Origin of the sequence: Paracoccus sp. SSJ, from assembly GCF_030234105.1 — a bacterium.
Classification (GTDB): Bacteria; Pseudomonadota; Alphaproteobacteria; order Rhodobacterales; family Rhodobacteraceae; genus Paracoccus; species Paracoccus denitrificans.
In genome coordinates this window covers 1-19,350 of the sequence record NZ_JASSPE010000031.1, presented here as the reverse complement: position 1 = coordinate 19,350, position 19,350 = coordinate 1, and the positions used below count along the sequence as shown (strand labels likewise).

Below are 19,350 nucleotides of genomic sequence, written 5' to 3'. Positions count from 1 at the left end.
ACGAGGAGGCTCAGATGAACAATTTCCTTTTCGGCATCTACCCCTATATCGCCATCACGGTGATGATCCTCGGTTCGGTCATCCGCTACGACCAGGACCCGTTCAGCTGGAAATCGAAGTCCAGCCAGATCCTGCGGCGGCGGCAATTCGTCATCGGCTCGGTCCTGTTCCATGTCGGCGTGCTGGTGATCCTTGGCGGCCATCTGGTCGGGCTGCTGACGCCGGTCGCCGTATTCGACGGCTTGGGCATCAGCCATGGCGCCAAGCAGGTGCTGGCGATGACCGCGGGCGGCATCGCAGGGGTCATGGCGCTGGTGGGCGGCGGGATGCTGCTGCATCGCCGGCTTTACGACCCGCGGGTGCGCGCCCATACCACCCTGGCCGATACCGGCATCCTGGCCTTGCTGATCGCGCAGCTGGTGCTGGGGCTGATGACCATCCTGGTCTCGATGCAGCATCTGGACGGGCACGAGATGGTGCTGCTGATGTCCTGGGCGCAAGGGATCGTCTATTTCCGCGCCGGCGCGGCCGAGCATCTGGCCCATGTGCACTGGCTCTTCAAGCTGCATATCCTGCTGGGGCTGACCATCTTCCTGCTGTTCCCGTTCACGCGGCTTGTCCACATGATCTCGGCCCCCGTGCGCTATCTGTGGCGGCCGGGCTACCAGATCGTGCGGACCAAGCGTCGACCGGCCAAGCGTTATCCGGCGGAGTAAGGGCGATGCAGATGAAACCGCTGCTGCCGCCGGTCGTCGTGAACGGCGTGACCATCGACCCCGGGCGCATCGCGGCCGAGGCGCAGAACCATCCCGCGCCCAAGGGCAAGCCCGGCCATGCCTGGCGGGCCGCGGCCCGGGCGCTGGCAGTGCGCGAGCTTCTGCTGCAAGAGGCGCGCTCGCGGGGCATCGCCGCCGAGCCGGCCGAGCTTGCCCCCGGCCAATGGGAGACCGAGGACGAGGCCGCGATCCGCGCCCTGCTGGACCTGGCGATCCGGCCCGCGCCCGCCGACGAGGCGGCGCTGGCCGCGCATTACGCCGCGCATCCCGAACAGTTCCGTGCCCCCTCGCTTTACGAGGCGGCGCATATCCTGTTCGCCGCCGCGCCCGAGGATGCCTCGGCCCGGGCCGAGGCGCGGGCGCGGGCCGAGGTGGTGCTGGCCGAACTCCGGGCCGAGCCGCGGCGGTTTGCCGAACTGGCCGCGCGTTACAGCGCCTGCTCGTCCAAAACCGCCGGCGGGATGCTGGGGCAACTGACCTCGGGCGATACCGTGCCCGAGTTCGATGCCGTGCTGGCCACCATGGAGGAGGGCGCGCTGGCCCTGGCCGAGACGCGCTACGGCCTGCATGTCATCCGGCTGGATGCCCGGGCGCGGGGCGAGGTCCTGCCATTCGAGTCCGTGCTGTCGCAATTGCGGCAGGCGCATGACAAGGCGGCCTGGCTGCGCGCCAGCCGCGACTACCTGGACGGGCTGGTCGCCGGGGCCGAGATCTCGGGCATTTCCTTCGACCAGCAGGGGCGCGCGTGATGCATCTGGCCTATGTCAGCTTGCCCGGCCGCGGGGCGAACGACCGCTTCCTTGCCGCCATTGCCGAACGGGCGCAGGCGGCGGGGTTGCGGCTGGCCGGGACCGTGCAGGTCAATATCCAGCGCGAGGGGCGCATCAAATGCGACATGGACCTGCGCGTGCTGCCCGGTGGCCCGGTGCTGCGCATCAGCGAGGACCGCGGCAACGGCGCGCGCGGGTGCCGGCTGGATGCGGGCGTGCTGGAGGCGGCGGTGCTGGGCGTCACGGCGGCGCTGCCCGGCGCCGAGTTGCTGCTGGTCAACAAGTTCGGCAAGCAGGAGGCCGAGGGCCGCGGCTTCGCGCCCCTGATCGCCGAGGCCCTGTCGCGCGGCATCCCGGTCCTGGCCGGGGTGAACGGGCTGAACCTACCGGCGTTCCAGGCGTTCGCCGACGGGCTTGCCGCGCCGCTTGCCGCCGATGAGGCGCTGGTCGTGGACTGGTGTCGGCGGGTCTGCGGGCTGCAACCGGCCTGAGGCGCAGGCCCTGCAAGAAAAAGGCCCGGTCGCATGGCCGGGCCTTTTCGCATTGTGGCTCAGGCCGCGTGCCTTGCGCCCGAAACCGGCTTTTTCGCGACGCGCGGCCGGGCCAGCACCGGCAGGTAAAGCAGCGCGAAGCCGCCGAAGGCCAGAAGCCAGAGCGTGCCCGACAGGTGCAGCAGCCAGACCTGTGCCGGAAGCAAGCCGGCCAGCAGCCGCAGCACCACCGAGCCGAGCAGCGCCAGATACAGCGCCGTGGTGCCGGGTCCGGCATGCAGCGCCCGGCCGCTATGGCCAAGGCTCGCCCGGCTCATCACCGCCAGCGTCATCAGGCCGATGGCGCCGGCCAGCCAGACATGCCGCGCCGGTGCCGCCGCGATCAGGTCCAGGCCCGCCGCCGCCTCGGCCCAGAAACCCAATGCCAGCAGCGCATAGGCCAGGTGCAGCACCCAAAGCAGCGGCTCGGCCCCGGTCCGCAAGCCTTGCCAGCGCGCCAGCCGCCACAGATGCGCCGCGCCGCAGGCCAGCATCAGCCAGGGCATGGCCGGCGCCTCGGGCACGGCGACGAAGCCCGCCAGGGTGATGACCGTCAGTCCCAGCACCAGCCCGTCGCCGCGGCCGAAGGGCGCAGGCAGGTGTTTCGCGCCCCGCGCCGCCAGCCAGTTGCGGGTAAAGCTGGGGATGATCCGCCCGCCAATCAGCGCGATCAGGATCAGCGCCGCGGCCAGTCCCAGCCGCATGCCCATGCCCTCAAAGGCCGGGTCGCCGCGGGCGGCCTCGATGTGGAACAGCGCGTTGCCGGCGGTGAACAGCGCCAGCAACGCCAGCACCGGCAGGTTGCGCCAGTTCCGGCCGCGCAGGATCTCGCGTGCCAGGAAGGCGGCCAGCGACAGGACCCAGGCAAGGTCGATCAGCATGACCAGCCGCCAGTCGACCAGCGCCGAGACCGCGACGGCAACCCGGCCCAGAAGCCACAGCCCGACCAGCCCGGCCAGGGGCATGCCCATCACCGGCAGCCGCCCGGTCCAGTTCGGCACCGCGGTCAGCAGGAAGCCGGCGATGACCCCGCCCAGATAGCCGAAAAGGAACTCATGCGCGTGCCAGCTGAACGGATCGAAGGCCAGGGGCAGGATCTCGGCCCCGCCGAGCATGGCCACCCAGATCGCCATGGCCAGCGCGGCCCAAAGCGCAGAGATGAGGAAGAAGGCCCGGAAACCGTGGCTCAGCAGCACCGGCCCGTGATAGTTGCGCATGCGCTCCGAGGTGGACATCGCGCGTCTCCGTCAGAAATGGATCAGGGGCAGGGGGCGGCGCCGGGGCGCGCCTCGAGGAACCCTTGGGCAAAGATGGCGCCGGGCTGGATGCGCCGCAAGTCGGCCAAAGCGTCGCGGGGGGAAAGCCCGCTTTCCAGCAGGCGCGCGTAAAGCCGGGTCACGGCCGCGAAGTCGCCCGGCTGCGGCGACAGCCGCAACGCGCCGACGCCGGCCTCGCGCAGGGGGTCGACCTGTCCCGCCACGCTCATATGGGTATAGCTCAGCGTCTGCACGCCGTTCACGGTCAGGAAGGGCTGGCCCTCCAGCGTCTCGACCGTGCGGCCGTCGGGATCTTCGGCGCAGACGAACTGGCAGCTGTCCTTGGCGCGGTCGTGCAGCCGCGCGTGATAGCAGCGCCCCGAGATCGCCAGCGGCGCCCGGCCATGGCCCCAGACTTCGACCGCGACGCCCGCCTGCTGTCCGGCGCGGGCCAGTTGCGCGACCGATTCCAGCGGCAGCTCCGGCGGCAGGCAGATGCGCCGCGCGCCCCGCGCCGCCAGCCATTCCAGCGTGCCCTCGTTATAGACGTTGACCGTCGGGCCGACCCAGAAGGGCGCGCCTTCGGGCAGGTGCTTCAGCGCGCTGAGATCGGCGATCTCGACCGGCAGGCCGGATGCGAACAGCTCGGCCGTCTGCCGGCGCTCGCGCTTGAGCGTGATCAGCGTCAGCGTTGACAGCGCCACCTCCTTGCCGGCGGCCAGCAGCACCTCGACCGCGGCGGGGATTTCGTGCTGCCAGAAGGGCAGGCGCTTCGAGCAGACCCATTCGCCGATCACCACCCGCTGAACGGGGGTGTCGGCCAAAGTCCGGTAGAAGGCGCGGACCTGCTCCGCGCTCCAGAAAAAGGCGATGGGGCCGACGGTCAGGTCCATGGTCATCTCCAGGTCTTGGCATAGGCGCCGGTGGTTGCGGCCTGGCCCTCGGTCAGCCGCGCAAGCAGTCCCTCGGGCATCGGGCCGCCCTGGTCGGCGGCCTCGACGGCGGCGCGGAAGGCGCGCACCACCTGCGCCACATAGGCGCGCGAGCGTTGCCGCCCCTCGATCTTCAGGGCGCTGACCCCGGCCTTTTGCAGCGCCGGGATCAGGCGGGTCGCGTCCAGGCTGACCGGGTCCTCGAAGATATGGCCGGTCTGGCTGTCCCCCTTGCCGTCGGGCGAGGTGAAGCAGCCCTTGCACAGCGTCGGATAGGGCACAGGCATGCCCTTGGGCGTGCGGTGGATCAGGAAATCGCCCAGCCGTGCCTCGTGATTGCCGGCCACATCGGCATAGGCGACATGGCTTGCGGGCGAGCAGACGCCGTTCATGTTGGGCGAAAGCCCGGTCGCATAGGAGGACAGCGAACAGCGTCCCTCGGCCATGACGCAAAGCCCGCCGAAGACGAAGACCTCGGTTTCCACGTCGATCTCGCGGTTGATGGCGGTGATCTCCTCGACCGACAGCACGCGCGGCAGGACGACGCGGCGGATGCCGAAAGCCTCGGCATAGAAGTTGATCGCGTCGGGATTGGCGGCGGCGGCCTGGACCGACAGGTGCAGCCGCAGGCCGGGATGGGCCTCGGCGGCATGGGCGATCAGGCCCAGGTCGGCCAGGATCACCGCATCTGCATCCAGATCGGCGGCGTCGCGGACGGCGCGGTGCCACAGCACCTGGTCTCCGGCGCGCGGGAAGGTGTTGATCGCCACCAGCACCTTGGCGCCGCGCGCATGGGCATAGGCCACGCCCTCGGCCAGTTCCTCGCGGCTGAAGTTCAGGCCGGGAAAGTTGCGGGCATTGGTTTCGTCGGCAAAGCCGCAATAGACCGTATGCGCGCCCGCATCGACCGCCGCGCGCAGCGCCGCCGGGGTTCCGGCCGGGCAGACCAACTCCATCATGGCATCACCTCTTGTCGGGACAGAATCAGGCCGCTCTTGCGCGCCACCAATGCCGAGCCGCGGCGCAGCCAGCGGTCCAGCGGCCGGCCGGACAGCGCCGCCAGTTCCTCGGTCAGGTCCAGTTCGGCGTCGTCCAGCGCATTGCGCAGCGCCAGCACCGCCGAGGTGTCGCCCCCGATCTGCAATTCGCCGGAAAAGAACAGCGCATCGCCATCCTCGGCGCCGTGCAGCATGGCCAAGAACGCCGCCAGCCCGCCGCGGATCGCGGCGTCATGCCCGGGCTCGGGCGCATGGCGCGCATGGGCGGTCAGCCGCCGCGCCTCGGGCTGCATCAACAGCAGGAACGGCGCGTCGCTGACATCAAGCAGGAATCGTGCCTGGGCGTAGGGGCCGAGCCGCGACAGGATCGCCGGCTTTTTCGCGGCGATCCGGCGCAGGAACGCCGTCAGCGCCAGGCCAAGGGCCGGGCGGGCAAGCGGCGGGGGCGGAAGCCGCATCAGAAGCGGCGGCAGGGTGGGGCGCTGGGTCATGTCCCGGGTCTAGGCCGGTCAATCGGCGCTGTGATTGATATTCGTCAAATCAGCCGCGGAAATTCCCGCCTAGCCTTTGCTTCATGACGCCCGCCGGCCGCGGGCTTGCCGGAGCCTTCGATGCGCAGTCTTCCCTCGTTTCCCGATCTGCGGGCCTTCCTGTCCTGGCTGGAGGCGCGGGGCGAGCTTGCCCGCATCGCCGAGCCGGTGTCGCTGCGCCACGAGATGACGGCGGTGCAGCTGGCCTGCCTGCGCCGCGGCGGCCCGGCGCTGCGCTTCGACCGGCCCCAGGGGGCGCGCATTCCCGTTGTCGCCAATCTTTTCGGCACGCGGGCGCGGGTCGCGGCCGGGCTGGGGCTGCAGCCGGACGAGATCGCGGGCTTTGGCGAGTTCCTGGCCGCGCTGCGCAGCCCGGCCCCCGTCGAGGGCATGCGCGACGCCATGTCGCGCTGGCCGATGCTGCGCGCGGCGCTGGCGACGCGGCCCAGGCTTTTGCGCCACGGTCCGGTGCAGGAGGAGGAATTGCCCGGCCTCGATTCGCTGCCGGTGCAGACGCCCTGGCCGGGGGATGGCGGGCCTCTGATCACCTGGCCGGTGGTGCTGACCCGGCCGCAGGACAGCCGGGCCGAGGATCTGACCCGCTACAACCTCGGCGTCTATCGCGCGCAGGTGCTGGCGCCCGACCGGCTGATCCTGCGCTGGCTGGCGCATCGCGGCGGGGCGGCGCATCACCGCAGCTGGGCGCGGGCGGGCGAGCCGATGCCCGTCGCCATCGCGCTTGGCGCCGATCCGGCGCTGCTGCTGGCCGCCGCGTTGCCGCTGCCCGAGACGGTTTCGGAACTGGGCTTTTCCGGCGTGCTGCGCGGTGCGCGCAGCGAACTCGTCGCGGCGCAGACCGTGCCGCTGATGGTGCCCGCCCGCGCCGAAGTGATCGTCGAGGGCTGGGTCCATCCCGGCGAGACGGCGCCCGAGGGACCGTTCGGCGACCATACCGGCTATTACAACGCCGTCGAACCCTTTCCGGTCATGCGCGTCAGCCGCATCACCTGCCGCAGCGATCCGCTTTACCTGTCCACCGTGACCGGCCGGCCGCCCGATGAGCCCTCGGTCATCGGCGAGGTGTTCAACGACCTGGCCCTGCCGGTGATCCGCGCCCAGATCCCCGAGATCACCGACCTGTGGCTGCCGCCCGCCGCCTGTTCCTATCGCATGGCGGTGGTGGCGATCGACAAGCGCTATCCCGGCCAGGCGCGGCGGGTGATGATGGCGCTGTGGGGGATGCTGCCGCAATTCAGCTATACCAAGCTGGTCGTGGTGGTGGACCGCGACATCGACGTGCGCAGCTGGGACGACATCGCCTGGGCGATCTCGACCCGGATGGACCCCGGCCGCGACGTGATGCTGATCGACCGCACGCCGATGGATTACCTCGACTTCGCCTCGCCCGTCGAGGGGCTGGCGGGCAAGCTGGGGCTGGACGCCACCACCAAGATCGGCGCCGAGACCGCCCGCGAATGGGGCCGCGTCATGCAACTGGACCCTAATCATGAGGCGCGGGCCGAGGCGCTGCTCGACGCGGTGCTGCCATGAGGGTGGTGCTGGGCGTATCGGGTGCCTCGGGCGCGGTTCTGGCGCTGGATTGCGCCCGCGCGCTGGCCCGGCTCGGGGCCGAAATCGACCTGGTCGTCTCGGCCATGGCCGAACGAACGCTGGCCGAAGAGGTCGGCGCCGCGGCGCTGTCCGACCTGCGCTCGCTGGCTACGCGCGTCCATGACCAGCGCGACCTGGGGGCCGGGATCGCCTCGGGCTCCTGCCCGGTCGCGGGCATGATCGTCGCGCCCTGCTCGATGCGCAGCCTCGCGGCCATCGCGCATGGTTTCGACGACGGGTTGCTGACCCGCGCCGCCGGCGTGCAGCTGAAGGAACGCCGGCCGCTGGTGCTGCTGGCGCGCGAGGCGCCGCTGACGTTGGCGCATCTGGAAAACATGCAGGCCGCGACCCGGATGGGCGCGGTGATCCTGCCGCCGGTGCCGGCCTTCTACCTGCGCCCGCAAAGCCTGGCCGAAGCCACCGCCCAGATCGCCGCCCGCGCGGTCGATCTGCTGCGCCTCGGCCCGCCACTGGCCCAAGCCTGGGCCCCCGCTCGACCCGTCCCCCATGGAGGAGATCAACATGACTGACATCACCCTTGCGCCCGACAGTATCGTCGGGGACATCGCCGCCCGGCTTCCGGGCGCCGCCGATGTGTTCCGCCGCGCCGGCATCAGCTTTTGCTGCGGCGGCAATGCCACGCTGGCCGGCGCGGCGGCCAAGGCCGGCATGGACCTGCCGGCGCTGACCGCCGAGCTGCAATCGCTGATCGACCGCGCCGGGCGCGACGCGCCGGCCGAAACCCCGGCGCTGATCGACCATATCCTGACGCGCTATCACGATACCCATCGCGAGGAACTGGGCTGGCTGATCGGCCTGGCCGAGCGGGTCGAGATGGTGCATGGCGACCATGACGAGGCGCCGCTGGGCCTGACCGAGGCGCTGGTCGCGCTGCGCGACGATCTGGAATTGCATATGTCCAAGGAAGAGACCGTGCTGTTCCCCGCCATCCTGCAAGGCGCCGGCGCGATGCTGGCCGGGCCGATCCGGGTCATGCAGGCCGAGCATGAGGATACCGGGCAACTGCTGCGCCGGATCGAGCATGTCACCCATGGCTTGGCCCTGCCGGTCGGCGCCTGCGGTTCATGGACGGCGCTTTATACCGGCTTGCGCAAGCTGTGCGACGACGTGGTGGCCCATATCCACCTGGAGGAAGAGGTGCTGTTCCCGCGCGTGCTTGCGGCCTGAGGCATGGCGGGCGGCGTCGGGGCTTGCCGGGGCTTTCGGCGATCCGAAGGCCCCGCGGCCCGGGCTCAGGCGCTGCTGCGCGTTGGAACGTCGAAGCGGGCGCGCTTCAGGATCGTGCCCGTGGCATCGACGGTCAGGCGCAGCGCCTGGCCCTGGAAAAAGAAGGTCAGGCGATGGCGCCCGGCATCCTCGCCCTCGCCGGTCTCGCAGCGGGTGGTGATGCGGTTCTCGCGCAGCAGTCCGGGCACGCGGCCGGGTTCGAGCCCGAAGGCCGAGGCGAGTTCCTGCGCCTCGACGACAAAGCCCTGTTCGGTCAAGTCGATCCTGTTCATGTCCATGCGATTTCCCCCTGGGCGCCATGCCTGGCATATGGGCATGCGCCAGGGGTTTTGCCATGGCGCAATCGCGGCTGCACCCGATCTTGGTCAAGAACAAGGCGCGGGCGATCCCGTCGCGCCGCGCCCGTTCCCCTGTCGGCGGTGAGGCCGGTGCCGGCTCAGTTGACCTGCGCCAGTTCGGCATCCATGCGCTCGCGCGCCTTCTTGGGCATCTTCGCCGTCTGGGCGGCGTCGAGGTTTTCCGGCGCATCTCCGACCTGCACCAGCCCGACCATGCCCATGCCGAAATGCGGGGTGCATTTCACGCCGTAAAGTCCGGGCTCGGTCACGGTCAGCGCATAGGCTTCGTTGATCTTGCTTTTGAAGGTCTCGACGCCTTCGGGCAGGATTTCCTTGATGGCTTCGACGTTGTGGCTCTTGTCGGTGGGGATGAAGTTGATCACGTCGCCCGGCTCGGCGCGGATGAAGGCCGGCTCGAAGACCATGGCGCCCGATTCGCCCTTGTTGAGCATGTGCACCTCGTGGGTCGCGGCGAAGGCGGGGGCAAGAAGACCAAGCGCCAGCATGGCGCCTGCGGCTGCGGCAAGGGATTTGTGGAACATCGTGTTCTCCTTGGTAGTCAGGGCGGAACGCCCGCCCGTCGCCCCGTCCTAGGGACTTTCCGGGCCGCGGGGCTTGAGAATTGTCAAATACCGAGGAAAAAACTCGGCCACTCGGCCTGACAGATTGTCGCAGGGTCGGGACGATCGCCCGTCCCGGGCCGGCTTGCCCCAGCGTCACTGCGTTTTGCTTGACCTAAATCAACGTCCGGGATGCGGCAAAGGCATTAGAGAAGGGCCATGTGCTGCCGCGCGATCCATAAACGGGCCCAGGGCCTTGTCGCCTTCGCCGCGATTCTCCTTCTTCTGCTTGCGGGATGGGTCGGGACGGGTGCGGCGATGCCCGCCCATATCGCAGCGACGATGACCGGGCCCTTGCAGGAGGTCGCCATCTGCGCCGAGGGCCATGCCGCCACGATCTGGCTGGATGCCGAAGGCAATGAACACCCCGCCCCGCAGGAATGCCGCGACTGCCCGGTCTGCCACCCACCAGCCCTGACCGCCGATCCCCAGCCGCAACTGCCGGCCGTGCCGGGCCGCTGGCTGCCCCAGGCCACGCGGCTTGCGGCGGCGCAGGTGCGCGGCGCGGGCCGGCCCCTTCTGGTGCAGGTGCGCGGCCCTCCTTCTTTCTCCTCTGCCTGGACCCATGCGGTCCCGTCGCCTGCGGGCGACCGTCCTTCGCCTGATGCGGTCGATCCGCGCCAGCCGATGCGCGGGATCCGGGCAATTGCCAGGGATGCCCGAGCATGAAGATCCTCCGCCTTGTCCTGACGATTGCGTCGCTGCTGCTTCCCGCGCTGCCGGCGGCTGCCGAAAGCGTGCTGGCGCAATTGCTGCCCGAACAGGACGCGGCCGAACTGGTGCCCGGCGCCGACGGGTTCGGGCCGATCCGGGCCGACCTGGCCGTCGCGCCGGTGCTGAAGGGCGGCGAGACCGTCGCCCATGCCTTCGTCACCTCGGATTTCGTCGGCACCACCGGCTATTCCGGCAAGCCCATCCATACGCTGGTCGCGCTGGACGAGGATGCGAAGGTCGCCGGCGTCCGGCTGGTCAAGCATTCCGAGCCCATCGTGCTGATCGGCATCCCCGAAGCCAAGGTCAAGGCGCTGGTCGAGGGCTACAGGGGCCTCGATCTGGTGGCCGAGGCGCAGTCGGGCGGCACCGCGCATGAGGTCGAGATCATCTCGGGCGCCACGGTCACGGTGATGGTGATCGACGATTCCATCGTGCGTTCGGGCCTGAAGGTCGCGCGTGCGCTGGGTCTTGGCGGCCTTGCCCCCGAAACCGTGGCGGCCGGCCCGAAATTCGAGATCGACCCCGAGGCCGCCCCGCCCGCCGACTGGCACGAGATGGAGGGCGACGGCACCCTGCGCCGGCTGTCGCTGGATGTCGGCCAGGTGAACGCGGCCTTTGCCGCCAACCCCGACGCCCGCGCCGCCGAACGCGCGCTGACGCAGGCGCCCGAGACCACCTTCATCGAGATGCAGGCCGGGCTGGTCTCGGTCCCCGCCATCGGCGGCGCGCTTTTGGGGCCGGCGCAGGATGCGAACCTGAAAAGCTGGCTGGCGCCGGGCGACCATGCCATCGCGGTGATGGGGCGCGGGCTCTACAGCTTCAAGGGCTCGGGCTATGTCCGCGGCGGCATCTTCGACCGCATCGTGCTGATCCAGGACGACGTTTCGGTCCGTTTCCGCGACCGCGACCACCGGCGGATGAACGCCATCGCCGCCGAGGGCGCGCCGGAATTCACCGAGATGGACCTGTTCAAGATCCCGGCCGCCTCGGGCTTCGACCCCGCGAAACCCTTTCGCATCCAGTTGCTGGTGCAGCGCGAGGTCGGGCCGATCGAGAAGGTGTTCCATACCTTCGACCTGGGCTACCAACTGCCGCAGAAATACCTGCGCAGCATCGCCCCGGCGCCCGAGGCCGCCGCACCTGCGGCGCAGGCGGACGAGAGCCAGGCCCAGGCGCAGCTGTGGAAACGCATCTGGCTGGATTCCAAGCCCAAGATCGCCGGGCTTGCCGCCATGCTGCTGGTGCTGACCGGAGTGTTCTTCTTCCAAAGCTTCACGACCCGCAACGAGCGCGCCTTCTATGTCTTCCGCATGGCATACCTGACCGTGACGCTGGTCTTTCTGGGCTGGTATGCCAATGCGCAATTGTCGGTCGTGAACCTGATGGCGCTGTTCGGCAGCCTGGTGAACGGCTTCAGCTGGCAGGCCTTCCTGCTGGATCCGCTGACCTTCATCCTGTGGTTCGCGGTGGCCGCGGCGCTGCTTTTCTGGGGGCGCGGGGCCTATTGCGGCTGGCTTTGCCCCTTTGGCGCCCTGCAAGAGCTGACCAACCAGGTCGCGCGCAAGCTGCGCATCCCGCAATGGACGCTGCCCTGGGGGCTGCATGAGCGGCTGTGGCCGGTCAAATACATGATCTTCCTAGGCCTTTTCGGCGTCTCGCTGATGAGCGTGGAGCAGGCCGAGCATCTGGCCGAGGTCGAGCCCTTCAAGACCGCGATCATCTTGAAATTCATCCGCGCCTGGCCCTTCGTGGCCTATGCGGCGGCGCTGCTGATCGCGGGGCTCTTCGTCGAGCGGTTCTATTGCCGCTATCTGTGCCCGCTTGGCGCGGCGCTGGCGATCCCGGCCCGGATGCGCATGTTCGACTGGCTCAAGCGCTATCACGAATGCGGCAATCCCTGCCAGACCTGCGCCCGGCAATGTCCGGTCCAGTCGATCCATCCGACGGGCGAGATCAACCCCAACGAATGCATCAACTGCCTGCATTGCCAGGTGCTCTACCAGTCCGAAACCACCTGCCCGGTGGTCATCAAGAAGTTGAAGCGGCGCGAGGCCGTGGCCGCCGGCAGCATGCCCAAGCTGGGCCAGCCACCGGCCGGCCATCCCAACGCCGCCCGCAAGATTGAAGCTTAACCAGAAGGAGTTCGATCATGGAATCGAAACAGGAAAAGGGTCTCAGCCGCCGCGCGCTTTTGGGCGCGACAGCCGGGGGCGCGGCCGTGGCCGGCGCGTTCGGCGGACGGCTGGCGCTGGGGCCGGCGGCGCTCGGCCTGGGCACGGCGGGGGTTGCGACCGTCGCCGGCAGCGGTGCGGCGCTGGCCGCCAGCGGCGACGGCTCGGTCGCGCCGGGGCAACTGGACGACTACTACGGCTTCTGGTCTTCGGGCCAGAGCGGCGAGATGCGCATCCTCGGCATTCCCTCGATGCGCGAGCTGATGCGGGTTCCGGTCTTCAACCGCTGCTCGGCCACCGGCTGGGGCCAGACCAACGAATCGCTGCGCATCCATGAGCGCACCATGAGCGAGCGGACGAAGAAGTTCCTTGCCGCCAATGGCAAGCGCATCCACGACAACGGCGACCTGCACCACGTCCACATGTCCTTTACCGAGGGCAAGTATGACGGCCGCTTCCTGTTCATGAACGACAAGGCCAATACCCGCGTGGCGCGGGTGCGCTGCGACGTGATGAAATGCGACGCCATCCTGGAGATCCCCAACGCCAAGGGCATCCACGGCCTGCGGCCGCAGAAATGGCCGCGCAGCAACTATGTCTTCTGCAATGGCGAGGACGAGACGCCGCTGGTCAACGACGGCACCAACATGGAGGACGTGGCGAATTACGTGAACGTCTTCACCGCCGTCGATGCCGACAAGTGGGAGGTCGCCTGGCAGGTGCTCGTCTCGGGCAACCTGGACAACTGCGATGCCGATTACGAGGGCAAATGGGCCTTTTCGACCTCCTACAACTCGGAAAAGGGGATGACCCTGCCCGAGATGACGGCGGCCGAGATGGACCATATCGTCGTCTTCAACATCGCCGAGATCGAAAAGGCCATCGCTGCCGGCGACTATCAGGAACTGAACGGCGTCAAGGTCGTGGATGGCCGGAAAGAGGCAAGCAGCCTGTTCACCCGCTATATCCCCATCGCCAACAACCCGCATGGCTGCAACATGGCGCCGGACAAGAAGCACCTGTGCGTCGCGGGCAAGCTGTCGCCCACGGTGACGGTGCTGGACGTGACCCGGTTCGACGCGGTGTTCTATGAGAATGCCGATCCGCGCAGCGCCGTGGTGGCCGAGCCGGAACTGGGCCTTGGCCCGCTGCACACCGCCTTCGACGGGCGCGGCAACGCCTATACCTCGCTGTTCCTCGACAGCCAGGTGGTCAAGTGGAACATCGAGGACGCCATCCGCGCCTATGCCGGCGAGAAGGTCGACCCGATCAAGGACAAGCTGGACGTGCATTACCAGCCCGGCCACCTCAAGACCGTGATGGGCGAGACGCTGGATGCCACCAACGACTGGCTGGTCTGCCTGTCCAAGTTCTCGAAGGACCGCTTCCTGAACGTCGGGCCGTTGAAGCCGGAGAACGACCAGCTGATCGACATCTCGGGCGACAAGATGGTGCTGGTCCATGACGGCCCCACCTTTGCCGAGCCGCACGACGCCATCGCCGTGCATCCCTCGATCCTGTCCGACATCAAGTCGGTCTGGGACCGCAACGACCCGATGTGGGCCGAGACCCGCGCTCAGGCCGAGGCCGATGGCGTCGATATCGACAACTGGACCGAAGAGGTGATCCGCGACGGCAACAAGGTGCGGGTCTACATGTCCAGCGTGGCGCCGAGCTTCTCGATCGAGAGCTTTACCGTCAAGGAGGGCGACGAGGTCACGGTGATCGTCACCAACCTGGACGAGATCGACGATCTGACGCATGGCTTCACCATGGGCAACTACGGCGTCGCCATGGAGATCGGGCCGCAGATGACCAGCTCGGTCACCTTCGTCGCCGCCAATCCCGGGGTCTATTGGTATTATTGCCAATGGTTCTGCCATGCGCTGCACATGGAAATGCGCGGCCGCATGCTGGTCGAGCCGAAGGAGGCCTGAGTCCCATGCGCAGCCTGCTGACCCCTGTCCTCGCCCTGCTGCTTGCCTGGCCCGCGCTTGCGGCCGAGCATGCCGTGGCGCCGGGCGAGGGCAGCCTTGCCGATGCCATCGCCGGGGCTGCCCCCGGCGATGTGCTGCGGCTTCGGGACGGGGTCCATGCCGGCCCCGTCACCATCGACCGGCCGCTGACCATCACCGGCACCCGCGCCGCCGTCGTGGACGGGCAGGGCCAGGGCACGGTCGTCACCGTCGCCGCGCCGGACGTGACGCTGCGCGGCTTTTCCGTCACCGGCTCGGGCATGGCGAACAAGGATCTCGATGCCGGGGTCAAGATCGTCAAGGGCGCCGACCGGGCGCAGGTGCGGGGGTTGCGGCTGACCGAGAACATGCACGGCATCGACGTGCATGGCGGGCGCGACGCCCAGGTCGTCGACAACGAGATCATCGGCACCCGCGATCCGCGCATGAACGAACGCGGCAACGGCATCTATGTCTGGAACAGCCCCGGCACGCTGGTCCAGGGCAATTCCGTCCGCTATGGCCGCGACGGCATCTTCTCGAATGCCAGCGCCGACAGCTTTTATCGCGACAACCTGTTTCGCGACCTGCGCTTTGCCGTGCATTTCATGTATACCCGCAATACCGAGGTGTCGGGCAATGTCAGCATCGGCAACCATCTGGGCTTTGCCATCATGTTCTCGGACCGGGCGGTGATCCGCGACAACCGCAGTCTGGGCGACCGCGAGCACGGGTTGATGCTGAACTATGCCAACAATGCCGACGTGACCGGCAACCTGATCCGCGGCGGCACCAAGAAATGCCTGTTCATCTATAATGCGCACAAGAACCTGATCTGGGACAACCGTTTCCAGGATTGCGGCATCGGCATCCATTTCACCGCCGGGTCCGAGCGCAACGTACTCAGCGGCAACGCCTTCATCGGCAATCGCGAGCAGGTGAAATACGTGGGCACCCGCCATATCGAATGGAGCCACGAGGGGCGCGGCAACTTCTGGTCCGACCATCCGGGCTTCGACCTGAACGGCGACGGCATCGCCGACGGCGTCTATCGCCCCAACGACCTGATGGACCATATCCTGTGGTCGCAGCCGGCCGCCGCACTGCTGACCGGCTCCCCCGCCGTGCAGCTGATCCGCTGGAGCCAGCAAAGCTTTCCCGCCACCCTGCCGGGCGGCGTCCAGGACAGCGCGCCCCTGATGCGGCCCCTGACCATCCCCGTCCCGCCCGAGATCGAGGCTTACGAAGCCGAGGCTGCCGGGCGTTGGGCAAAAGGAAATTACGATGACATCGACCCTGACGATCTCGCGTCTCACTAAGCGCTTCCAGGGCGTCGAGGCACTGGCCGAGGTCTCGCTGGACCTCGGGCCGGGCATGCGCGTCGCGCTGCTGGGCCATAACGGCGCGGGCAAATCCACGATGATGAAGATCATCCTGGGCCTGATCCCCTTCGATGCCGGCGAGGTGCGCGTCTGCGGCGCGGCGCCCGGCTCGTCCCAGGCCCGCATGCAGGTGGCCTATCTGCCGGAAAACGCCGCCTTCCATCCCGCCCTGACCGGAGAGGAGCAGATCCGCCATTACCTGTCGCTGCGCGGCGAAAGCCCGCGCCGGGCCATGGAACTGCTGGAGCGGGTCGGGCTGGCCAAGGCCGCGCGCCGCCGCATCGGCACCTATTCCAAGGGGATGCGCCAGCGCGTCGGCCTGGCCCAGACCCTGATCGGGCGACCGCGGCTGCTGGTGCTGGACGAGCCGACCTCGGGGCTGGACCCGGTGTCGCGGCGCGATTTCTATGCGCTGCTGGACGGGCTGGCGGCCGAGGGGGCGGCGATCCTCTTGTCCTCGCATGTGCTGACCGAGGTCGAGGCCCGCACCGACCGCATCCTGATCCTGTCGCAGGGCCGGCTGGTGGCCGAGGGCACGCTGGCCGAGCTGCGCCGCCGCGCGGCATTGCCGGTCGGGCTGACCGTGACGCCCGCCGACGGCGCGGCCGGGGCGCTGGCCGCCGCATTGCCGCAGGCGCGGCTGGCGGGCGACGGCATGCTGCACCTGGCCTGCGCGCAGGACGAAAAGCTGGGCCTGCTGGCCCGCATCGCCGGGCTGGGCGCGCAGGTCGCCGATCTGGACGTGATCCCGCCCAGCCTGGAAGATATCTACAGCCATTTCAGCCGGAGGGACGGGCAATGATCCGCCGCATCCTTTCCACCGCGGCGCTGGAGTTCCGCATCGCGCTGCGCAACCGCTGGGTGGCCATCGCCACCTGCCTGATGGTGGTCTTTGCGCTGGTGCTGGCGGCGGCAGGCGCCGCGCCCACCGGCGATATCGGCGCCGACCGGCTGTCGGTCGTCGTGGCCTCGCTGACCTCGCTGGCCGTCTATCTGGTGCCGCTGTTGGCGCTGCTGATGAGCTTCGACGCCGTCGCCGGCGAGGTCGAGCGCGGCACGCTGCCCCTGCTTCTGACCTATCCCGTCGCACGGGCCGAGGTTCTGGCGGGCAAGCTGGTCGCGCATATGGCGATCCTGGCGCTGGCGGTCGGCGCGGGCTACGGCGCCGCCGCGCTGGCGGCGGTCTGGACCGATCCGGCCTCGACGGCCGGGCTGCCGGCGCTGTGGCGGCTGATGTGGAGCTCCACCCTGCTGGGCGCGACCTTCCTGGGCGCGGGCTATGCGCTTTCCAGCCTCGCGCGGCGGCCTTCGGGCGCGGCGGGGCTGGCGGTCGGGCTGTGGCTGGGGCTGGTGGTGCTTTACGACCTGGGCCTGCTGGCGCTGATCGTCGCCGATGGCGGCGGCGGCTTCACCACCGAGGTGCTGCCGGTCGCGCTGCTTGCGAACCCTGCCGACGCCTTCCGCCTGTTCAACCTCTCGGCCGCCCAGGCCACCGCTGCCGCTGCCGGCGTGGGCGGGGCCGCCGCGACCATCCCGCTTTGGCAATCGGCGCTGTCGGTCCTGGTCTGGCCGCTGGCCGCGCTTGGCCTTGCCATCGCCGCATTCCGAAAGGTCACGCCATGAGACATGCGTTGCTGCTGGTGCTGCTGCTGGGCCTTGCCGCCTGCCGCGAGGAGGTGGCGCAGGATACGGCGCCGGTCGAGATGAACGCCCAGGCACTCGGCCATTTCTGCCAGATGAACCTGCTGGAGCATCCCGGCCCCAAGGCCCAGGTGCATCTGGAGGGGATGCCCGGCACGCCCCTGTTCTTCAGCCAGGTTCGCGACGCCATCGCCTATGCCCGGATGCCGGAGCAAAGCCATCCGATCCTGGCGATCCAGGTCAACGACATGGGCAAGCCGGGCGCCACCTGGGACGATCCCGGGCAGGGCAACTGGATCGACGCCGCGGACGCCTTTTTCGTCATGGGCTCGGCCCAGGCCGGGGGCATGGGGGCGCCCGAGGCGGTGCCATTTTCCAGCCGCGAGGCCGCCGAAACCTTTGTCGCCGCGCAGGGCGGGCAGGTGATGCGGCTGGACGCGATCCCCGACGAAATGGTGCTCGCGCCCGAGGAAACCGTGCCCGACAGCAGCACCGAGGCCGATTTCCTGAACCGCCTGCGCGCGCTGAGCCAACCCAAGGAGCCCGCGACATGAGCCTGTCCCGCCGTCGCTTTCTGACCATCACCGCCGCCGTCGCGCTGCTGCCCGCGGGGCTGCGCGCCCAGCCCGGCAGGCATTGGGTCGGGCAGGCGCTTGGCGCCCGCGCCTCGATCCGCATCGACCACCCCGAGGCCGGGGCGATCACCGCCCGCTGCCTGGCCGAGATCGACCGGCTGGAAAACATCCTCAGCCTCTATCGCCCCGGCAGCGCGCTTGCGCGCCTGAACCGCGACGGCGTGCTGGATGCGCCGCCCTTTGAATTGCTCGACTGCCTGTCGCTGGCCGGCGCCGTGCATCGCGCCAGCGGCGGGCTGTTCGACCCGACCGTGCAGCCGCTCTGGTCGCTCTGGGCCGAGGCCGCCGTGAATGGCCGCCGTCCCACGCCCGAGGAGCGGCGCGATGCGCTGGCGCGGACGGGCTGGGATCGGGTGCGACTGGACGCGGCGCGCATCACGCTGGAGCCGGGGATGGCCCTGACGCTGAACGGCATCGGGCAGGGCTATGTCGCCGACCGTGTCGCCGCGCTGCTTGAGGCCGAGGGGCTGGGCGACATTCTGATCGATACCGGCGAATTGCGGGCCCTGGGCGGCCGGCCCGATGGGCGCGACTGGCCGGTCCGGCTGGCCGAGGGCGGCGCGGTGGGCCTGCGCGCCCGGGCGCTGGCGACGTCCGCGCCGCTGGGCACCAGCTTCGACGAGGCGGGCCGCGACGGCCATATCCTCGACCCGCTGAGCGGTGCGCCGGCCCGCCCGGTCTGGCGCGCGGTCAGCATCTCGGCCCCCGGCGCGGGTCTGGCCGATGCGCTGTCCACGGCGGCCTGCCTGACCGCGGACCTGCAGGAGATCCGTGCGCTGCTGGACAAGTTCGACGGCACCAGGCTGGAAGCCGCGCAGCGCCAGGCATAGCCACAGGCCCGCCGGGCCTTGATGCCGCCGCGCATGGCTGCGTGGCGGCTTTCGCATGTCCTGCGCCCGCCTGGGGCCGGAATTCTGGCGAGGTTGTGAATATTTTACAAAAACAGCGATCTTATCGTCAATTTATTTACAAAAAAATCTTTGAAAAAAAATGATTTACTGGAAATGAAAAGTTTGATTAACATTCGTCGCAATCGGTTTTCCGATGTCCGTTGCGGCACCTTGAGGAGGGTGTGGGCGTCCCGAACCGACCCCTGTCGCGAGTAGAGGAGGCGCGCATGACCATTGAAACTTCTGGGAAACATCCGATTCCGCCGGGTTTTGGGGATGCCCTGGTCCAGCCTGGCGATTACGCCCGCATGTATGCCGAATCGATCTCGGACCCTGACGGGTTCTGGGGCCGC

General features: G+C 69.0%; 20 protein-coding genes. 14 read left to right on the top strand and 6 right to left on the bottom strand.

The window, feature by feature from the left end:
* The first annotated feature begins 14 nt into the window (after window positions 1–14).
* Genes narI through QPR87_RS21435 form a run of 3 tightly spaced genes read left to right on the top strand, consistent with a single transcriptional unit; the run spans window position 15 to window position 2,037 of the window.
* Window positions 15–716 carry a respiratory nitrate reductase subunit gamma gene (gene narI / locus QPR87_RS21445; protein ID WP_285051289.1) on the top strand — a complete coding sequence of 234 codons (702 nt, stop codon included), beginning with the start codon at window positions 15–17 and terminating at the stop codon, window positions 714–716.
* Between the two features lie 11 nt (window positions 717–727).
* The gene (locus QPR87_RS21440) at window positions 728–1,525 is read left to right on the top strand and encodes a peptidylprolyl isomerase (protein WP_285051288.1); all 798 of its coding nucleotides are present in this window, start codon (window positions 728–730) and stop codon (window positions 1,523–1,525) included.
* Window positions 1,525–2,037, top strand: coding sequence for a DUF2478 domain-containing protein (locus QPR87_RS21435; RefSeq protein ID WP_285051287.1), 513 nt, complete (start codon window positions 1,525–1,527; stop codon window positions 2,035–2,037). The genes QPR87_RS21440 and QPR87_RS21435 overlap by 1 nt, the downstream gene beginning before the upstream one ends.
* Before the next feature lie 59 nt (window positions 2,038–2,096).
* Here the strand turns inward: QPR87_RS21435 and QPR87_RS21430 are convergent, their stop codons facing one another.
* Genes QPR87_RS21430 through ubiT form a run of 4 tightly spaced genes read right to left on the bottom strand, consistent with a single transcriptional unit; the run spans window position 2,097 to window position 5,753 of the window.
* Entirely contained in the window at window positions 2,097–3,311 is a 1,215-nt protein-coding gene (locus QPR87_RS21430; RefSeq protein ID WP_285051286.1) for an NnrS family protein, read from the bottom strand.
* Window positions 3,312–3,334: 23 nt separating this feature from the next.
* Window positions 3,335–4,225, bottom strand: a complete 891-nt coding sequence (ubiV, locus tag QPR87_RS21425; protein WP_285051285.1) for a ubiquinone anaerobic biosynthesis protein UbiV — start codon at window positions 4,223–4,225, stop codon at window positions 3,335–3,337.
* Between the two features lie 2 nt (window positions 4,226–4,227).
* Window positions 4,228–5,220, bottom strand: coding sequence for a ubiquinone anaerobic biosynthesis protein UbiU (ubiU, locus tag QPR87_RS21420; protein ID WP_285051294.1), 993 nt, complete (start codon window positions 5,218–5,220; stop codon window positions 4,228–4,230).
* Window positions 5,220–5,753, bottom strand: a complete 534-nt coding sequence (ubiT, locus tag QPR87_RS21415) for a ubiquinone anaerobic biosynthesis accessory factor UbiT (RefSeq protein ID WP_285051284.1) — start codon at window positions 5,751–5,753, stop codon at window positions 5,220–5,222. Before ubiT ends, ubiU begins: the two co-directional genes overlap by 1 nt.
* A gap of 120 nt (window positions 5,754–5,873) precedes the next feature.
* Between ubiT and QPR87_RS21410 the strand changes: the two genes are divergently transcribed.
* Genes QPR87_RS21410 through ric form a run of 3 tightly spaced genes read left to right on the top strand, consistent with a single transcriptional unit; the run spans window position 5,874 to window position 8,591 of the window.
* The gene (locus QPR87_RS21410; RefSeq protein ID WP_285051283.1) at window positions 5,874–7,343 is read left to right on the top strand and encodes a UbiD family decarboxylase; all 1,470 of its coding nucleotides are present in this window, start codon (window positions 5,874–5,876) and stop codon (window positions 7,341–7,343) included.
* On the top strand, window positions 7,340–7,933 hold the full coding sequence (locus QPR87_RS21405; RefSeq protein WP_285051282.1) for a UbiX family flavin prenyltransferase: 594 nt from the start codon (window positions 7,340–7,342) through the stop codon (window positions 7,931–7,933). Before QPR87_RS21410 ends, QPR87_RS21405 begins: the two co-directional genes overlap by 4 nt.
* Window positions 7,926–8,591, top strand: a complete 666-nt coding sequence (gene ric / locus QPR87_RS21400) for an iron-sulfur cluster repair di-iron protein (protein WP_285051281.1) — start codon at window positions 7,926–7,928, stop codon at window positions 8,589–8,591. Before QPR87_RS21405 ends, ric begins: the two co-directional genes overlap by 8 nt.
* A gap of 65 nt (window positions 8,592–8,656) precedes the next feature.
* Here the strand turns inward: ric and QPR87_RS21395 are convergent, their stop codons facing one another.
* The gene (locus QPR87_RS21395; RefSeq protein WP_104493881.1) at window positions 8,657–8,929 is read right to left on the bottom strand and encodes a DUF6522 family protein; all 273 of its coding nucleotides are present in this window, start codon (window positions 8,927–8,929) and stop codon (window positions 8,657–8,659) included.
* A gap of 158 nt (window positions 8,930–9,087) precedes the next feature.
* Window positions 9,088–9,531, bottom strand: coding sequence for a pseudoazurin (locus tag QPR87_RS21390; RefSeq protein WP_011750451.1), 444 nt, complete (start codon window positions 9,529–9,531; stop codon window positions 9,088–9,090).
* A 336-nt stretch (window positions 9,532–9,867) separates the two neighbouring features.
* Between QPR87_RS21390 and QPR87_RS21385 the strand changes: the two genes are divergently transcribed.
* Genes QPR87_RS21385 through QPR87_RS21350 form a run of 8 tightly spaced genes read left to right on the top strand, consistent with a single transcriptional unit; the run spans window position 9,868 to window position 18,937 of the window.
* The gene (locus tag QPR87_RS21385) at window positions 9,868–10,278 is read left to right on the top strand and encodes a hypothetical protein (protein ID WP_285051280.1); all 411 of its coding nucleotides are present in this window, start codon (window positions 9,868–9,870) and stop codon (window positions 10,276–10,278) included.
* A complete protein-coding gene (locus QPR87_RS21380) occupies window positions 10,275–12,455 on the top strand; it encodes a NosR/NirI family protein (protein ID WP_285051279.1) in 2,181 nt (726 codons plus the stop codon). The genes QPR87_RS21385 and QPR87_RS21380 overlap by 4 nt, the downstream gene beginning before the upstream one ends.
* 17 nt (window positions 12,456–12,472) lie before the next feature.
* Window positions 12,473–14,431: a TAT-dependent nitrous-oxide reductase gene (nosZ, locus tag QPR87_RS21375; protein WP_011750448.1), complete on the top strand. Its 1,959-nt coding sequence runs from the start codon at window positions 12,473–12,475 to the stop codon at window positions 14,429–14,431.
* A 5-nt stretch (window positions 14,432–14,436) separates the two neighbouring features.
* Complete coding sequence (locus tag QPR87_RS21370) at window positions 14,437–15,768, top strand: nitrous oxide reductase family maturation protein NosD (protein WP_285051278.1); 1,332 nt, start codon at window positions 14,437–14,439, stop codon at window positions 15,766–15,768.
* Window positions 15,734–16,633, top strand: a complete 900-nt coding sequence (locus QPR87_RS21365) for an ABC transporter ATP-binding protein (protein ID WP_011750446.1) — start codon at window positions 15,734–15,736, stop codon at window positions 16,631–16,633. Before QPR87_RS21370 ends, QPR87_RS21365 begins: the two co-directional genes overlap by 35 nt.
* Window positions 16,630–17,454: an ABC transporter permease gene (locus QPR87_RS21360; RefSeq protein WP_230999921.1), complete on the top strand. Its 825-nt coding sequence runs from the start codon at window positions 16,630–16,632 to the stop codon at window positions 17,452–17,454. The genes QPR87_RS21365 and QPR87_RS21360 overlap by 4 nt, the downstream gene beginning before the upstream one ends.
* A complete protein-coding gene (locus QPR87_RS21355; RefSeq protein WP_285051277.1) occupies window positions 17,451–18,026 on the top strand; it encodes a nitrous oxide reductase accessory protein NosL in 576 nt (191 codons plus the stop codon). Before QPR87_RS21360 ends, QPR87_RS21355 begins: the two co-directional genes overlap by 4 nt.
* Window positions 18,023–18,937, top strand: coding sequence for an FAD:protein FMN transferase (locus tag QPR87_RS21350; protein ID WP_285051276.1), 915 nt, complete (start codon window positions 18,023–18,025; stop codon window positions 18,935–18,937). Before QPR87_RS21355 ends, QPR87_RS21350 begins: the two co-directional genes overlap by 4 nt.
* Window positions 18,938–19,350: the final 413 nt, after the last annotated feature.

Excerpts from the sequence above, each read along its gene's own strand:
- narI (WP_285051289.1), top strand. The coding sequence starts at position 15 with ATGAACAATTTCCTTTTCGGCATCTACCCCTATATCGCCATCACGGTG.
- QPR87_RS21440 (WP_285051288.1), top strand. The coding sequence starts at position 728 with ATGAAACCGCTGCTGCCGCCGGTCGTCGTGAACGGCGTGACCATCGAC.
- QPR87_RS21435 (WP_285051287.1), top strand. The coding sequence starts at position 1,525 with ATGCATCTGGCCTATGTCAGCTTGCCCGGCCGCGGGGCGAACGACCGC.
- QPR87_RS21430 (WP_285051286.1), bottom strand. The coding sequence starts at position 3,311 with ATGTCCACCTCGGAGCGCATGCGCAACTATCACGGGCCGGTGCTGCTG.
- ubiV (WP_285051285.1), bottom strand. The coding sequence starts at position 4,225 with ATGGACCTGACCGTCGGCCCCATCGCCTTTTTCTGGAGCGCGGAGCAG.
- ubiU (WP_285051294.1), bottom strand. The coding sequence starts at position 5,220 with ATGGAGTTGGTCTGCCCGGCCGGAACCCCGGCGGCGCTGCGCGCGGCG.
- ubiT (WP_285051284.1), bottom strand. The coding sequence starts at position 5,753 with ATGACCCAGCGCCCCACCCTGCCGCCGCTTCTGATGCGGCTTCCGCCC.
- QPR87_RS21410 (WP_285051283.1), top strand. The coding sequence starts at position 5,874 with ATGCGCAGTCTTCCCTCGTTTCCCGATCTGCGGGCCTTCCTGTCCTGG.
- QPR87_RS21405 (WP_285051282.1), top strand. The coding sequence starts at position 7,340 with ATGAGGGTGGTGCTGGGCGTATCGGGTGCCTCGGGCGCGGTTCTGGCG.
- ric (WP_285051281.1), top strand. The coding sequence starts at position 7,926 with ATGACTGACATCACCCTTGCGCCCGACAGTATCGTCGGGGACATCGCC.
- QPR87_RS21395 (WP_104493881.1), bottom strand. The coding sequence starts at position 8,929 with ATGGACATGAACAGGATCGACTTGACCGAACAGGGCTTTGTCGTCGAG.
- QPR87_RS21390 (WP_011750451.1), bottom strand. The coding sequence starts at position 9,531 with ATGTTCCACAAATCCCTTGCCGCAGCCGCAGGCGCCATGCTGGCGCTT.
- QPR87_RS21385 (WP_285051280.1), top strand. The coding sequence starts at position 9,868 with ATGCCCGCCCATATCGCAGCGACGATGACCGGGCCCTTGCAGGAGGTC.
- QPR87_RS21380 (WP_285051279.1), top strand. The coding sequence starts at position 10,275 with ATGAAGATCCTCCGCCTTGTCCTGACGATTGCGTCGCTGCTGCTTCCC.
- nosZ (WP_011750448.1), top strand. The coding sequence starts at position 12,473 with ATGGAATCGAAACAGGAAAAGGGTCTCAGCCGCCGCGCGCTTTTGGGC.
- QPR87_RS21370 (WP_285051278.1), top strand. The coding sequence starts at position 14,437 with ATGCGCAGCCTGCTGACCCCTGTCCTCGCCCTGCTGCTTGCCTGGCCC.
- QPR87_RS21365 (WP_011750446.1), top strand. The coding sequence starts at position 15,734 with ATGACATCGACCCTGACGATCTCGCGTCTCACTAAGCGCTTCCAGGGC.
- QPR87_RS21360 (WP_230999921.1), top strand. The coding sequence starts at position 16,630 with ATGATCCGCCGCATCCTTTCCACCGCGGCGCTGGAGTTCCGCATCGCG.
- QPR87_RS21355 (WP_285051277.1), top strand. The coding sequence starts at position 17,451 with ATGAGACATGCGTTGCTGCTGGTGCTGCTGCTGGGCCTTGCCGCCTGC.
- QPR87_RS21350 (WP_285051276.1), top strand. The coding sequence starts at position 18,023 with ATGAGCCTGTCCCGCCGTCGCTTTCTGACCATCACCGCCGCCGTCGCG.